Raw genomic sequence first — 14,154 nt, forward strand, 5'->3', positions numbered from 1 at the left:
CGGAATGAGGGTTTTGCGCCTGTGTTGTCGGCGCAAAACCCTTGTTCTGTCAGTCGCCAGCACCGGTCTGGCCAACGCTCAAGGATCTGAAACGTGATTGGACGCTTGCGCGGCACACTGGCTGAGAAACAGCCGCCGCACCTGATTCTGGATGTAAACGGTCTGGGGTATGAGCTTGAAGTGCCCATGACTACGCTGTATCGCTTGCCGTCGGTCGGTGAACCGCTGACGCTGCACACCCATTTGGTCGTACGCGAAGACGCGCAGTTACTCTATGGCTTCGCCAGCAAGCGTGAGCGAGACTTTTTTCGCGAGTTGATCCGTCTCAATGGTGTGGGGCCGAAACTGGCGCTGGCCTTGATGTCGAGCCTGGAAGTCGACGAACTGGTACGTTGCGTGCAATCCCAGGACACCTCGGCGCTGACCAAGGTGCCGGGCGTGGGCAAGAAGACGGCCGAGCGTCTGCTGGTGGAACTCAAGGATCGCTTCAAAGCCTGGGAAACCGTACCGGCGATGTTCGCGTTGGTGCCCAATCAGCCGGGCGGGCCAGATGCGCCGCATCCGGTTGCTACCGCCGAAAATGACGCGGTCAGCGCGCTGATCTCCCTGGGCTACAAGCCGCAGGAAGCCAGCAAGGCGATTTCCGCGATCAAGGAGAAAGGTTTGAGCAGTGAAGACATGATTCGTCGTGCCCTTAAGGGAATGATCTAAGTGATTGAAGCTGATCGTCTGATAGCCGCCACGCCTGGCCCTCGCGACCGTGAGGAAGTTCAGGATCGGGCGATTCGTCCTGTCAGTCTGGCCGAATACATTGGTCAGCCGACCGTTCGCGAGCAAATGGAGCTGTTCATCCAGGCTGCCCGTGGACGCAATGAATCCCTCGACCACACGCTGATCTTCGGCCCGCCAGGCCTGGGTAAAACTACCCTGGCCAACATCATCGCCCAGGAAATGGGTGTGTCGATCAAAAGCACCTCGGGCCCGGTCCTTGAGCGTCCCGGTGACCTGGCCGCACTGCTGACCAACCTTGAGCCTCACGACGTACTGTTCATCGACGAAATCCATCGGCTGTCGCCGATTGTCGAAGAAGTGCTGTACCCGGCCATGGAGGATTTCCAGCTCGATATCATGATTGGCGAAGGGCCGGCTGCGCGTTCGATCAAACTGGATTTGCCGCCGTTTACGCTGGTAGGGGCGACGACTCGCGCCGGCATGCTGACCAACCCGCTGCGCGACCGCTTCGGGATCGTCCAGCGCCTCGAGTTTTACAGCACGGCTGATCTGGCGACGATTGTCAGTCGTTCGGCGAACATCCTCGGCTTGCCGCTGGACCCGGAAGGCGCCTTCGAAATCGCCCGTCGTGCCCGTGGAACGCCGCGGATTGCCAACCGTTTGTTGCGTCGGGTGCGCGATTTCGCTGAAGTTCGCGCCCAGGGCCACATCACCAAACCGATTGCCGATCTGGCCTTGAATCTGCTGGATGTCGATGAGCGTGGCTTCGACCACCAGGACCGACGTCTGCTGCTGACCATGATCGAGAAGTTCGACGGTGGGCCGGTCGGCGTCGACAGCCTGGCTGCTGCGATCAGCGAAGAACGCCACACCATCGAAGACGTGCTGGAACCGTACCTGATCCAGCAGGGCTACATCATGCGCACACCGCGGGGGCGGGTGGTCACCCGGCATGCCTATCTGCATTTCGGTTTAAATATTCCGTCACGATTGGGCGAGATGCCCGTGGTAGACGAGTTCCTTGATGCCGTGGACGATTAATTAACATTTGCGGGCAGAATTTTCGGGCATTGTGCTGTCCTAGGACCGTACTTTCGCGAGAAAGCCGTGAATCAATGAAAAACAGTTGCCTGGCCGGATTGGCAACCTGAGGAGTAAGCACTAGAGTATGCGCGCGCAAAACGGGCTTGAGCCTTTCGCACTTCGTTGTCGCGTTTATTACGAGGACACCGATGCGGGCGGCATCGTGTATTACGTTAATTACCTCAAGTTTATGGAACGGGCTCGAACCGAGCGGCTCCGGGAGCTGGGCTTTGCCCAATCCCAGCTGGCGGGAGAGGACCTGTTGTTTGTCGTGCATTCCAGCGAAGCGCGTTATCACGCGCCGGCGCGACTGGACGACGAACTCCTGGTAAGCGCTGAAGTAATCGAATTGAACCGTGTCAGCCTGCGCTTCAAGCAGCAGGTCAGGCGAGCCACGGATAATGTGCTGCTCTGCGAAGGGCAGTTTCTGGTGGCCTGTGTGCGCACTGAAAGTTTAAAACCCCGGGCCATTCCCGAAGCTCTACGTGCGGCCTTTGCCGACGTGAGCGGCGCGGGTACTCACTCAAAGCAGGAGATAAAGCGTGGAAGCTAACGTCGTCGACCATTCCTCCATGTGGAGCCTGGTCAGCAATGCCAGTATCGTGGTGCAACTGGTAATGCTGATCCTGGTAGCCGCATCGGTGACCTCATGGATCATGATCTTTCAGCGCAGCAACTTGCTGCGCGCGGGTCGACGTGCCCTGGAGAGCTTTGAAGAGCGCTTCTGGTCGGGCATCGACCTGTCCAAGCTCTACCGTCAGGCCGGCAGCAACCCTGATCCGGATTCGGGCGTAGAGCAGATCTTCCGTGCCGGCTTCAAGGAATTCTCCCGTCTGCGCCAGCAGCCAGGCGTTGACCCGGAAGCGGTCATGGAAGGCGTGGCCCGTGCCATGCGCGTAGCCATTTCCCGCGAAGAAGAAAAGCTCGAGCAGAGCCTGCCGTTCCTTGCCACCGTCGGTTCCGTCAGCCCGTACATCGGTCTGTTCGGTACGGTCTGGGGCATCATGAACTCCTTCCGTGGTCTGGCGACTGCCCAGCAAGCGACCCTGGCCACCGTGGCTCCAGGTATTGCCGAGGCGCTGATTGCCACCGCGATCGGTCTGTTCGCAGCCATCCCGGCCGTTATCGCTTACAACCGTTTTGCCGCTCGCAGCGAAACGCTGATCAGCCGTTACTACACCTTCGCCGATGAATTCCAGGCGATCCTGCACCGCAAAGTGCACACCAGCGAAGAATAAGCAGGTAATTTCCAATGGCTTTAATCGCTCGAGCTCGCAAAAAGCGCAAGCCGGTCGCCGAGATGAACGTGGTGCCTTACATCGACGTGATGCTGGTACTGCTGGTCATCTTCATGGTGACCGCGCCGATGCTCAATCAGGGCGTGAAAGTTGATCTGCCCAAGGTTTCCAGCGAAGCCTTGCCGCAGGACAACAACACCCAGGTCCTGACCATTTCGATCAAGGCTGACAAGACCTACTACTGGAACCTTGGCAGCGAAGTCGACACGCAAAAGCAGCAGGACAAGGCAATGACCTTGCCGCAAATGACTGACGCTGTGACCAAGATCATTCGCGCCGGTACTGAAGGCGGCAAGCGTACCCAAGTGTTCATCCGCGGCGACAAGACCGTTGATTACGGTTCCGTCATGGGGGCGATGGGCGGGTTGCAGAAAGCCGGAGTCGGTAACGTTGGCCTGATTACCGAGGCGCCCTGATGCAGCAACAGCGAGAGCCAACAGCCTCGGAAAGCTACTTCTGGCCTAGTGTCTGGGCGATTGTCTTACACGTGCTGGTTTTCGGCATGCTGTTCGTCAGTTTCGCCTTCACACCGGAGCTCCCGCCGGCCAAGCCGATTGTCCAGGCAACCCTGTACCAGCTGAAGTCGAAAAGTCAGGCGACCACCCAGACCAATCAGAAGATTGCGGGTGAGGCGAAGAAATCCGCCGCGCGCCAGACCGAAGTCGAACAGATGGAGCAGAAGTTGATCGAGCAGGAAGCGATCAAAGCCGCGGAACAAAAGAAGGAAGACGCGGCTCAAAAAGCCGAAGAATCCAAGAAAGCCGACGAGACCAAGAAAGCGGAAGAGGCTAAAAAGGCTGACGAAGCCAAAAAAGCCGATGAAGCGAAGAAGACCGCGGAAGCCAAAAAGGCCGAAGAGAAACAATTGGCTGATATAGCCAAGAAGAAGTCTGAAGAAGAAGCCAAGAAAGCGGCTGAAGAAGAGGCCAAGAAAGCGGCCGCGGAAGAAGCCAAGAAGAAGATTGTCGAAGACGCGAAGAAGAAAGCCGCGGAAGACGCCAAGAAGAAATCTGAAGCTGAAGAGGCGAAAAAGAAAGTCGCCGAAGACGCGAAGAAGAAAGCTGCTGCCGATGCTGCGAAGAAGAAATCGCAGGAAGCGGCACGTAAATCCGCCGAAGAGAAAAAGGCTCAGGCCCTGGCAGATTTGCTTTCCGACACGCCGCAGCGCCAGCAGGCCTTGGCGGATGAGCAGGGTGACGAAGTCGCCGGCAGTTTCGATGATTTGATTCGTGCTCGTGCAGCGGAAGGCTGGGCTCGTCCTCCTTCGGCACGCAAAGGCATGACGGTCGTTCTGCAAATCGGCATGTTGCCGGACGGTACGGTGACTTCGGTCACTGTGTCCAAGTCCAGTGGTGATGGTCCGTTTGACGCTTCGGCTGTAGCGGCGGTGAAGAATATTGGACGTTTGACAGAAATGCAGGGAATGAAGCCGGGCGATTTCGCCCCGTATCGTTCATTCAAGATGACATTCACACCTGAGGATCTAGCCTTGTGAGAAACCTTCTTCGAGGAATGCTTGTCGTGATCTGCTGCATGGCAGGGATAGCGGCGGCAGATGAAAAAAACATTCTGGTCACGAGCGGCAGCGATCGGGCAACTCCGATCGCCGTTGTACCGTTCGGCAACCAGGGCGGCAGCGTGCTGCCGGACGACATGGCCGAAATCATCGGTAACGACCTGCGCAACTCGGGTTACTACTCGCCGATTCCAAAGCAGAACATGATCAGCCAGCCGAGCCAGGCCAGCGAAATCATCTACCGTGACTTCAAGGCGCTGGGCGCCCAGTACGTCATGGTCGGCAGCATTGCTCCAGCGGGCGGTCGCCTGCAGGTTCAATATGCTCTGTTCAACGTCGCCACCGAACAGCAAGTGCTGACCGGCAGCGTGTCGGGCAGCGTTGATCAACTGCGCGACATGTCGCACTACATTGCGGACCAGTCGTTCGAAAAACTCACCGGTATCAAAGGTGCGTTCTCGACTCGTCTGCTGTACGTGACTGCGGAGCGTTTCTCCGAGAAGAACACGCGCTACACGCTGCAACGTTCGGATTATGACGGTGCCCGCGCCGTGACCCTGCTGCAGTCGCGCGAGCCGATCCTGTCGCCGCGTTTCGCACCGGATGGCAAGCGCATCGCTTATGTGTCGTTCGAGCAGAAGCGTCCACGTATTTTCATGCAGAACATCGACACCGGTCGCCGTGAGCAGATCACCAACTTCGAAGGCCTGAATGGCGCACCAGCCTGGTCGCCGGATGGCAATCGCCTGGCTTTCGTGCTGTCGAAAGACGGTAACCCGGACATCTATGTGATGAACCTGGGTTCGCGTCAGATCACTCGCGTCACCAACGGTCCCGGCATCAACACCGAACCGTTCTGGGGCAAGGATGGTTCGACCCTGTACTTCACGTCAGACCGTGGCGGCAAGCCACAGATCTACAAGTCCAGCGTTAGCGGCGGCGGTGCGGAGCGTGTGACCTTTATCGGTAACTACAACGCCAACCCGAAGCTTTCGGCTGATGAAAAGACCCTGGTGATGATCCATCGCCAGGATGGTTTCACTAATTTCAAGGTGGCGGCCCAGGATTTGCAGCGCGGAAGCGTAAAAATCCTCACTGATAGCACTCTGGACGAGTCGCCTACTGTTGCGCCCAACGGCACCATGGTAATCTACGCCACCCGCCAGCAGGGCCGGGGAGTCTTGATGCTCGTGTCCATTAATGGACGCGTAAGGCTCCCGCTTCCTACCGCACAAGGCGAAGTCAGAGAACCTTCCTGGTCCCCTTACCTGAACTGACGCGGCGCTACACGTTTTACTTAACACACTGGGGTTCATTAGGAGTTTCACGATGGAAATGCTGAAGTTTGGTAAATTTGCTGCGCTGGCTCTGGCCATGGCTGTAGCTGTAGGTTGCTCGTCCAAAGGCGGCGACAACGCCGGTGAAGGCGCTGTTGATCCAAACGCTGGTTACGGCGCTAACACTGGTGCCGTTGATGGCTCCCTGAGCGAAGAAGCTGCTCTGCGCGCAATCACCACCTTCTACTTCGAATACGACAGCTCGGACCTGAAGCCAGAAGCCATGCGCGCTCTGGATGTTCACGCCAAAGACCTGAAAGCAAACGGCGCTCGCGTTGTTCTGGAAGGCAACACCGACGAACGTGGTACTCGTGAGTACAACATGGCACTGGGCGAGCGTCGTGCGAAAGCCGTTCAACGCTACCTGGTACTGCAAGGTGTTTCCCCAGCTCAGCTGGAACTGGTTTCCTACGGCGAAGAGCGTCCAGTTGCTACCGGCAACGACGAGCAGTCCTGGGCTCAAAACCGTCGCGTCGAACTGCGTAAGTAATTCGTCATGCGAACGTGCCGTCGTGCTGTAACTGTTTTGGCTCTCAGCCTCGCACCGCTTGCGGTGTGGGCTGCGGTTCCTGTGGTCGAGGACAACTCCGGCTATAACAATAGCGGGAGCAGTTATCCGCCTGCGGGTTACGGTACGAACGGCGCCTATGCCGGGGGAGGGGTTTCGGCCCCTGTCTCGGCACAGGGCGAGCTGTTCAACCAACTGCAATCGATGCAGGAGCAGATCTCGCGCCAACAAGGCATCATCGAAGTTCTGCAAAATGATGTAGCGCGCATGAAGCAGGAAAACCTGGAGCGATATCAGGATCTTGATCGGCGCATAGGAACCGGCGTTGCACCAGCCGCGACTCCTGAGAATTCTTCCTCCGGTGGCAATTTGAACGCCCCCGGTGCTGCAGCGGGTGCAGGTGCAGGGGCGGCTGCCGCTCAAGCGCCTGCCGCGGGTAGCGAGCCGGCGGATCCGGCGAAGGAAAAACTGTATTACGATGCAGCCTTCGACCTGATCAAGGCCAAGGATTTCGACAAGGCCAGCCAGGCTTTTGCCGCTTTCCTGCGCAAATACCCGAACAGCCAGTACGCGGGTAACGCCCAGTACTGGTTGGGCGAAGTGAACCTGGCAAAAGGCGATCTGCAAGGTGCAGGTCAAGCCTTTGCCAAGGTGTCGCAGTTGTACCCCAAGCACAACAAAGTGCCTGACTCGCTGTACAAGCTGGCTGATGTAGAGCGCCGCCTCGGTCATCCCGACAAGGTCAAAGGCATTCTGCAGCAGGTGGTGTCCCAATATCCGGGCACTTCCGCCGCTCAGCTGGCCCAACGCGATCTGCAACGCATGTAAGCCCGCTTGACCCATTTCGAAGAAACCCGCGCTTGTCGCGGGTTTTTTCGTTAGAATTCACGCCCTTTTTATGAAACACGCTTTTTGGGATCTGCGCATTGGCGGGGTTCCTTGAAGTGCCTGACGGAGGCGGACAGCCTGTTTAGCTGTTACGCCCGTGGCGACTATGCAAGACACATTGAGAATCACCGAAGTTTTCTACTCGTTGCAGGGTGAAACGCGGACTGCCGGGCTGCCCACTGTTTTTGTGCGCCTGACCGGTTGCCCATTGCGTTGCCAATACTGCGACAGCGCCTATGCGTTCTCTGGCGGCACTGTCCGCACGCTCGACGATATCCTCGAGCAAGTGGCCGGGTTCCGCCCGCGTTATGTGTGTGTCACCGGCGGCGAGCCGCTGGCGCAACCTAACGCCATCCCATTGCTCCAGCAGTTGTGCGACGCCGGTTACGAAGTGTCACTGGAAACCAGTGGTGCGCTGGATATCTCGGCGGTAGATTCACGGGTCAGTCGTGTTGTCGACCTGAAAACCCCGGGTTCGAAGGAAGCGCATCGCAACCTTTACGAGAACATCGAGCTGCTCACGCCCAACGATCAGGTGAAATTTGTCATCTGTTCGCGGGAAGACTACGACTGGGCCGTATCGAAGCTGATTCAGTACGGTCTGGACCGGCGTGCCGGCGAAGTGCTGTTCTCGCCAAGCCACCACGACCTGAATGCTCGGGACCTGGCGGATTGGGTGGTGGCGGACAACCTGCCAGTGCGCCTGCAATTGCAGCTGCATAAATATCTTTGGAATGACGAGCCGGGGCGCTGATATGACTGAACAATTGAACACCACTGAAAAACGTGCGGTCATTTTGCTGTCCGGCGGCCTGGATTCGGCCACTGTCGTGGCCATGGCCCGGGCCGAAGGCTACAGCTGCTACACCATGAGTTTCGACTACGGCCAGCGGTCGCATGCCGAATTGCACGCCGCCGAGCGTGTTGCCCGGGATTTGGGTGTGGTCGAACACAAGGTGATCGGCCTGAATCTGAACGGTATGGGCGGCTCGGCACTCACCGACAGAAGCATCGACATCCCCGAGGAGTTGGGGGAGGGCATACCCGTCACTTATGTACCGGCGCGCAACACGGTGTTCCTGTCGCTGGCGTTGGGTTGGGCTGAAGTGCTCGGTGCGCGTGACATCTTTATCGGTGTCAACGCCGTCGATTATTCCGGCTACCCAGACTGCCGTCCGGAATTCATCGAGTCCTTCGAGCGCATGGCCAATCTGGCGACCAAGGCCGGTGTAGAGGGCAATGGTTTCCGTATCCAGGCGCCACTGCAAAACCTCAGTAAGGCGCAGATCGTCCAGGCGGGCGTTAAGCTGGGCGTCAATTACGGGCTGACTGTTTCCTGCTATCAAGCCGACGATAATGGCCGTGCATGCGGTAAATGCGACAGCTGCAGGCTGCGTGCTGAAGGCTTCGCAGCGGCCGGAATCAGCGATCCAACACCTTATTTTTGATTTATTTCAAATTAGGTGTTGAATAGTCCTTAAAAATCAGTATTATACGCGCCACCACACAGCGGGTCGTTAGCTCAGTTGGTAGAGCAGTTGGCTTTTAACCAATTGGTCGTAGGTTCGAATCCCACACGACCCACCATTTTTGTAGCAGTTTTAAAAGTCTGGAAGGCCCACGCAAGTGAGGATTTCCGGATTTTTTTTTGCCCGCGATTTAAGGTCGGCGCCGTTCGGGCTGCACTGCGTGACACAGGTCAGAATCATCTTTTGCATCCACTGGATATTCTGTAGCCTTGCGCAGCTTCAACGCTATCCGTGCCTGATGATTACCCACTCTCCCGGCGGTACCCCTGAAGGGGCCGGAGCCGGGTGTATACTCGACTTTCGCGCGTAAGCGCTTGCAGGTCTTGCGAACATGACGCAGATTTCCGAACGCCTTCTGGTTCAAGCCCACCTCGACGCCAAGCAGCCCAAGCCGCTGACAGCCGAGGAAGAGGCCTATTACCGTGCTGCCATTGCCGCCGAGCTCAAGGCTCAGGACGCGGTGCTGGTTGCCCACTTTTATTGTGATCCGGTTATTCAAGCCCTGGCTGAAGAAACCGGTGGCTGTGTCTCCGACTCGCTGGAAATGGCCCGCTTCGGCAATGCTCACCCGGCCAAGACCGTGGTGGTCGCCGGCGTGAAGTTCATGGGCGAAACCGCGAAAATCCTCAACCCTGAAAAACGCGTGCTCATGCCGACCCTGGAAGCGACCTGTTCGCTCGACCTGGGTTGCCCGGTAGACGAGTTTTCGGCGTTCTGCGATCAGCACCCGGAACGTACCGTCGTGGTGTATGCCAATACCTCGGCAGCAGTCAAAGCCCGGGCGGACTGGGTGGTGACGTCTAGCTGTGCACTGGAAATCGTCGAAAGCCTGATGGACAACGGCGAAACGATTATCTGGGGGCCGGACAAACACCTCGGCACCTACATCCAGCGCAAGACTGGCGCGGACATGTTGCTATGGGACGGTGCCTGCATCGTTCACGAAGAGTTCAAGTCCAAGCAGCTTGAAGACATGAAGGCCCTGTATCCGGACGCGGCGATTCTGGTGCATCCGGAATCGCCGACCTCGGTGATCGAATTGGCGGATGCCGTCGGTTCCACCAGTCAGCTGATTGCTGCGGCACAAAGCCTGCCGAACAAGACGCTGATCGTCGCCACCGACCGTGGCATCTTCTACAAGATGCAGCAGTTGTGCCCAGACAAGGTCTTCATCGAGGCGCCAACGGCGGGTAACGGCGCGGCGTGCCGCAGTTGCGCACATTGCCCGTGGATGGCGATGAATACGCTTGAGCGCGTGCTGAAGAGCTTGAAAGAAGGGACGAACGAGATCTTTGTTGATCCGGCGTTGATTCCTCAGGCAATTCGGCCGTTGAAGCGGATGCTCGACTTCACGCAAGCAGCGCGGATGAAGCTGGCCGGTAACGCTTAAAGGCAATATCAAAAGATCGCAGCCTTCGGCAGCTCCTACAGGTGAACAAAAAACCGTGTAGGCGCTGCCGCAGGTTGCGATCTTTTTTGTGGCCGTTATTTGGTTTTCTTCGGGATGCGCACCAGTTGGGTGTTGGAGTACATGTCATGCCAGCTGCGTTTCTGTTTATCAAACAGTGACCAGATGAACCCCAGCCCAACGCATAGCAGCGACGCGATCGACACCACAAACCGCAGCAGTGCCTGCCACAGGCTGATGGATGAGCCGTCGGCGTTCTGTACGCGGATGCACCACACTTGCATGCCCAGGGTCTGGCCGGACCAGGTCCAGAACTTGGCGAAGAAGCCGAACAGCACGAACAACAGCACCGTCGACAACAACGGATCGCCGTCCAGCGCGCCGGCTTCGGTCAGGGTGCGCATTTGGTCTTCGCCGATGATCGCCATCTGGATCATCTTGTAAACGCCGCTGGTGACGATCAGCAGGGCGGTGCACAGCAGGAAGTCATAGAACATCGCTGCCAGGCGACGACCCAGGGTTGCGGCGGGAAAGTCGCCCTGAGGGTTGAGCAAGTGTTTCGACATGGCAGGGCTCTCGACGAAAAAAGAAGCCATTTTACGGATTTACGCGCACAAAAAAGCCCCTGATGTCAGCATCAGGGGCTTTTTCGTAACAGAAGGTTAGGCTTCTGCTTGTACTTCGTCAGCCTGCATGCCTTTTTGGCCTTGCACGGCGATGAAGGTCACTTTCTGGCCTTCTTTCAGGCTCTTGAAGCCGTTGCCCTGAATAGCGCGGAAATGCACGAACAGATCCGGACCGCTTTCTGGAGTGATAAAACCAAAACCTTTCTCGTCGTTAAACCACTTGACGGTACCGCTCTGACGTTGGGACATTTCTTATTTCCTTTGACGCAAAAATTAATGACAGTCTCCTTCTCATGAAAGAGTACTGGTGCTGGTTGCAGGAGAGTAAGAAGACGTCGAACGGGATGTAGCTAACTTGTAGGCTACTGCCCAGGTCACGATTCCAAGCGACCCATGCAAACACAGTGAACAAACTCTACGCCAACTACGGGAGAAAAAACAAGCCCTGTGAAAGGCCCGGTTTTGCTCGCGTTGGTGGCCTTCGAGCGCCAACTAGCGCTGGCTTATGCGAAGGAGGTGTTCAATTGTTTTCGATCGTTATAAGCAAAGTTCATAAACGAAGCTTAGAGCTAAAGGAATGCACTGTTTTATGGCGGTTGCGTTACACATTAGTGCACTGTTAACGCAACCTCGTTACTTATAGAAACAGTCAATCAGCCACGATAGTAGCGTTGTGGAACAAATGGCATTTTGCTTACAAGCAGAGGCACCTTTTTCCCACGAACGATCGCGAACACAGGTGTATCGATGGCGATGTAGGCGCTGTCGAGGTAACCCATGGCCAAGGGGCCGCCCAAGGTCGGACCGAACCCGCCACTGCACACGGTGCCGATGATCTCGCCCGCGTCATTGACGATCTCTGCACCCTCGCGCACGGGCGTGCGTTCCTGAGGCAGCAGGCCTACGCGCTTGCGGCTGACACCGGCTTGTTGCTGGGTAAACACGGTTTCAGCGCCAGGGAAGCCGCCAGCCCGTGCGCCATCGGCACGACGAGGCTTGGAGATGGCCCACAACAGGCTGGCTTCGATTGGGCTGGTCTCGGTGTTCATGTCGTGGCCATAGAGGCACAGGCCCGCTTCCAGGCGCAGTGAATCACGGGCGCCGAGGCCGATGGCTGCGACTTCCGGTTCGGCCAGCAGAGCGCGAGCCAGGGCTTCGGCGTTGGCGGCCGGCACCGAGATTTCGAAACCGTCTTCACCGGTGTAGCCGGAGCGGCTGACAAAGCAGTCCACACCCAGCAATTTCACACGGGTGAACTGCATGAAGGTCATCTTCGCCACTTCAGGCGCCAGGCGTGCGAGCACGGTGACTGCTGCCGGACCTTGCAACGCCAGTAAGGCGCGCTCTTCGAACAGCGGCTCGATGGTGCACTGATCACCGATGTGCTGACGCAGATGCGCCAGGTCCTGATCCTTGCAGGCGGCGTTGACCACCAGGAACAGTTCGTCGTTTCCGAGGTTGGCGACCATCAGGTCGTCGAGGATGCCGCCGGTTTCGTTGGTGAACATGGCGTAACGCTGCATGCCCACCGGCAGGTCGATAATGTCCACTGGCACCAGGGTTTCCAGGGCCTTGGCGGCATTGGCGCCGGTCAGGCGGATCTGACCCATGTGGGAGACATCGAATAGCCCGGCCTGATCACGGGTGTGCTGGTGCTCTTTCATCACGCCCAGCGGGTATTGCACCGGCATGTCGTAGCCGGCAAACGGCACCATGCGGGCGCCGAGTTCGATGTGCAGTGCGTGCAACGGGGTTTTCAACAGTTGTTCGGTGGACATATCCAGCTCCTGAAAATGTGTGCAGATGCGAATGAGCGCGCATCAGCACTCGATAATGTTGACCGCCAAACCGCCACGGGCGGTTTCCTTGTATTTGCTTTTCATGTCGGCGCCGGTCTGGCGCATGGTGCGGATGACTTTGTCGAGGGAGACGAAATGTTGACCGTCGCCGCGCAGGGCCATGCGCACCGCATTGATCGCCTTCACCGAACCCATGGCGTTGCGCTCGATGCAAGGCACTTGTACCAGCCCGCCAATTGGATCGCAGGTCAGGCCGAGGTTGTGTTCCATGCCGATTTCGGCGGCGTTTTCCACTTGTTGCACGGTGCCACCAAGCACTTCGCACAAGGCGCCGGCGGCCATCGAACAGGCCACGCCGACTTCACCCTGACAGCCGACTTCGGCGCCGGAGATCGAGGCGTTCTCTTTGTAGAGAATGCCGATGGCCGCGGCCGTCAGCAGAAAACGGACGACGCCATCTTCGTTGGCGCCGGGGATGAAGCGCATGTAGTAATGCAAAACCGCCGGGACGATACCCGCTGCGCCGTTGGTGGGCGCGGTGACCACGCGCCCGCCGTTGGCGTTTTCTTCGTTGACCGCCAGGGCGTAGAGGTTGACCCAGTCCAGCACCGACAGTGGATCGCGCAACGACGATTCCGGGTTCTTGCACAGTTGCCGATGCAGCGCTGCCGCTCGACGTTTAACCTTCAAACCGCCCGGCAGGATGCCTTCGTTCCTGCAACCGGCGTCGACGCAATCCTGCATCACTTGCCAGATTTTCAGCAGGCCGGCGCGGGTTTCCGCCTCCGGACGCCAGGCGCTTTCGTTGGTCAGCATCACCTGGCTGATCGACAAGCCATAGGTGGTGCAATGACCGAGCAGGTCCTTGGCGCTTTTGAACGGGAAGGTCAGCGGCGTGGCGTCTTCGACGATGCGGTCGGCGCCGGCGGCGTCTTCATCGACCACGAAACCGCCGCCAACCGAGTAGTACTCGCGGCTGCGGATCTGCAGGCCCGCTGTGTCGAAGGCGCGAAAGATCATGCCGTTGGGGTGATAGGGCAATGGTTTACGGATCATCGCCAGGTGTTCTTTCTCGTTGAACGCAATGCTGTGTTCGCCGAGCAGGTTCAAGCGACCGTTGCCGCGAATCTCTTGCAGACGGGCGGCGACGGTTTCGGTGTTCACGGTGTCCGGGTGTTCACCTTCCAGGCCCAGCAACACAGCCTTGTCGCTTCCGTGTCCTTTGCCGGTAGCGCCGAGCGAGCCGTAGAGCTCGACTTTGACGCAGGTGGTGGCAGTCAGCAGCCCTTCACGGCGCAGACCTTCGGCGAAACGCGCAGCGGCGCGCATCGGGCCGACGGTGTGGGAGCTGGAGGGGCCGATGCCAATCTTGAACAGGTCGAACACGCTTAACGACATGGTTGTTCTCCGGTTTCTTGTTATAGGAATTC

The 14,154-nt window shown here is 58.0% G+C and carries 16 protein-coding genes and 1 tRNA gene; 13 read left to right on the forward strand and 4 right to left on the reverse strand.

What is annotated here, in order from left to right:
- Positions 1-93 precede the first annotated feature (93 nt).
- The 13 genes from ruvA (at position 94) to nadA (ending at position 10,281) form a co-directional block, all read left to right on the forward strand.
- A complete protein-coding gene (ruvA, locus tag ACM6IQ_RS00565) occupies positions 94-711 on the forward strand; it encodes a Holliday junction branch migration protein RuvA (protein WP_017340470.1) in 618 nt (205 codons plus the stop codon).
- On the forward strand, positions 712-1,773 hold the full coding sequence (ruvB, locus tag ACM6IQ_RS00570; RefSeq protein ID WP_017340469.1) for a Holliday junction branch migration DNA helicase RuvB: 1,062 nt from the start codon (positions 712-714) through the stop codon (positions 1,771-1,773).
- Positions 1,774-1,900: 127 nt separating this feature from the next.
- Entirely contained in the window at positions 1,901-2,368 is a 468-nt protein-coding gene (gene ybgC / locus ACM6IQ_RS00575; RefSeq protein ID WP_017340468.1) for a tol-pal system-associated acyl-CoA thioesterase, read from the forward strand.
- Positions 2,358-3,053 (forward strand): protein TolQ, encoded by a 696-nt coding sequence (gene tolQ, locus ACM6IQ_RS00580; protein WP_017340467.1) that lies wholly within the window; start codon positions 2,358-2,360, stop codon positions 3,051-3,053. The genes ybgC and tolQ overlap by 11 nt, the downstream gene beginning before the upstream one ends.
- 23 nt (positions 3,054-3,076) lie before the next feature.
- On the forward strand, positions 3,077-3,529 hold the full coding sequence (tolR, locus tag ACM6IQ_RS00585; RefSeq protein WP_162491085.1) for a protein TolR: 453 nt from the start codon (positions 3,077-3,079) through the stop codon (positions 3,527-3,529).
- On the forward strand, positions 3,529-4,608 hold the full coding sequence (gene tolA, locus ACM6IQ_RS00590; RefSeq protein ID WP_017340465.1) for a cell envelope integrity protein TolA: 1,080 nt from the start codon (positions 3,529-3,531) through the stop codon (positions 4,606-4,608). Before tolR ends, tolA begins: the two co-directional genes overlap by 1 nt.
- Before the next feature lie 17 nt (positions 4,609-4,625).
- Positions 4,626-5,906 carry a Tol-Pal system beta propeller repeat protein TolB gene (gene tolB / locus ACM6IQ_RS00595; protein WP_191623732.1) on the forward strand — a complete coding sequence of 427 codons (1,281 nt, stop codon included), beginning with the start codon at positions 4,626-4,628 and terminating at the stop codon, positions 5,904-5,906.
- A 52-nt stretch (positions 5,907-5,958) separates the two neighbouring features.
- On the forward strand, positions 5,959-6,456 hold the full coding sequence (gene pal, locus ACM6IQ_RS00600; RefSeq protein WP_003178634.1) for a peptidoglycan-associated lipoprotein Pal: 498 nt from the start codon (positions 5,959-5,961) through the stop codon (positions 6,454-6,456).
- A 6-nt stretch (positions 6,457-6,462) separates the two neighbouring features.
- Positions 6,463-7,302, forward strand: a complete 840-nt coding sequence (gene ybgF / locus ACM6IQ_RS00605; RefSeq protein ID WP_017340463.1) for a tol-pal system protein YbgF — start codon at positions 6,463-6,465, stop codon at positions 7,300-7,302.
- A 166-nt stretch (positions 7,303-7,468) separates the two neighbouring features.
- Positions 7,469-8,116, forward strand: a complete 648-nt coding sequence (gene queE, locus ACM6IQ_RS00610) for a 7-carboxy-7-deazaguanine synthase QueE (RefSeq protein WP_414877872.1) — start codon at positions 7,469-7,471, stop codon at positions 8,114-8,116.
- A 1-nt stretch (position 8,117) separates the two neighbouring features.
- Positions 8,118-8,810: a 7-cyano-7-deazaguanine synthase QueC gene (gene queC / locus ACM6IQ_RS00615; RefSeq protein WP_017340461.1), complete on the forward strand. Its 693-nt coding sequence runs from the start codon at positions 8,118-8,120 to the stop codon at positions 8,808-8,810.
- 63 nt (positions 8,811-8,873) lie between these two features.
- Positions 8,874-8,949, forward strand: a tRNA-Lys gene (locus tag ACM6IQ_RS00620).
- A 273-nt stretch (positions 8,950-9,222) separates the two neighbouring features.
- Positions 9,223-10,281: a quinolinate synthase NadA gene (gene nadA / locus ACM6IQ_RS00625; protein ID WP_017340460.1), complete on the forward strand. Its 1,059-nt coding sequence runs from the start codon at positions 9,223-9,225 to the stop codon at positions 10,279-10,281.
- A gap of 95 nt (positions 10,282-10,376) precedes the next feature.
- Here nadA and ACM6IQ_RS00630 read toward each other — a convergent pair whose 3' ends face one another.
- The 4 genes from ACM6IQ_RS00630 to ACM6IQ_RS00645 all read right to left on the reverse strand — a co-directional run bounded on the left by ACM6IQ_RS00630 (position 10,377) and on the right by ACM6IQ_RS00645 (position 14,122).
- Positions 10,377-10,865: an RDD family protein gene (locus tag ACM6IQ_RS00630; RefSeq protein ID WP_414877873.1), complete on the reverse strand. Its 489-nt coding sequence runs from the start codon at positions 10,863-10,865 to the stop codon at positions 10,377-10,379.
- A 96-nt stretch (positions 10,866-10,961) separates the two neighbouring features.
- Positions 10,962-11,174 carry a cold-shock protein gene (locus ACM6IQ_RS00635; protein ID WP_007977299.1) on the reverse strand — a complete coding sequence of 71 codons (213 nt, stop codon included), beginning with the start codon at positions 11,172-11,174 and terminating at the stop codon, positions 10,962-10,964.
- Positions 11,175-11,578: 404 nt separating this feature from the next.
- Positions 11,579-12,703 carry a glycine cleavage system aminomethyltransferase GcvT gene (gcvT, locus tag ACM6IQ_RS00640; protein WP_414877874.1) on the reverse strand — a complete coding sequence of 375 codons (1,125 nt, stop codon included), beginning with the start codon at positions 12,701-12,703 and terminating at the stop codon, positions 11,579-11,581.
- A gap of 42 nt (positions 12,704-12,745) precedes the next feature.
- Positions 12,746-14,122, reverse strand: coding sequence for an L-serine ammonia-lyase (locus tag ACM6IQ_RS00645; RefSeq protein ID WP_017340457.1), 1,377 nt, complete (start codon positions 14,120-14,122; stop codon positions 12,746-12,748).
- Between the last annotated feature and the right edge of the window lie 32 nt (positions 14,123-14,154).

The sequence above is a fragment of the Pseudomonas sp. IT-P100 genome, assembly GCF_949767185.1.
Classification (GTDB): domain Bacteria; phylum Pseudomonadota; class Gammaproteobacteria; order Pseudomonadales; family Pseudomonadaceae; genus Aquipseudomonas; species Aquipseudomonas fluorescens_B.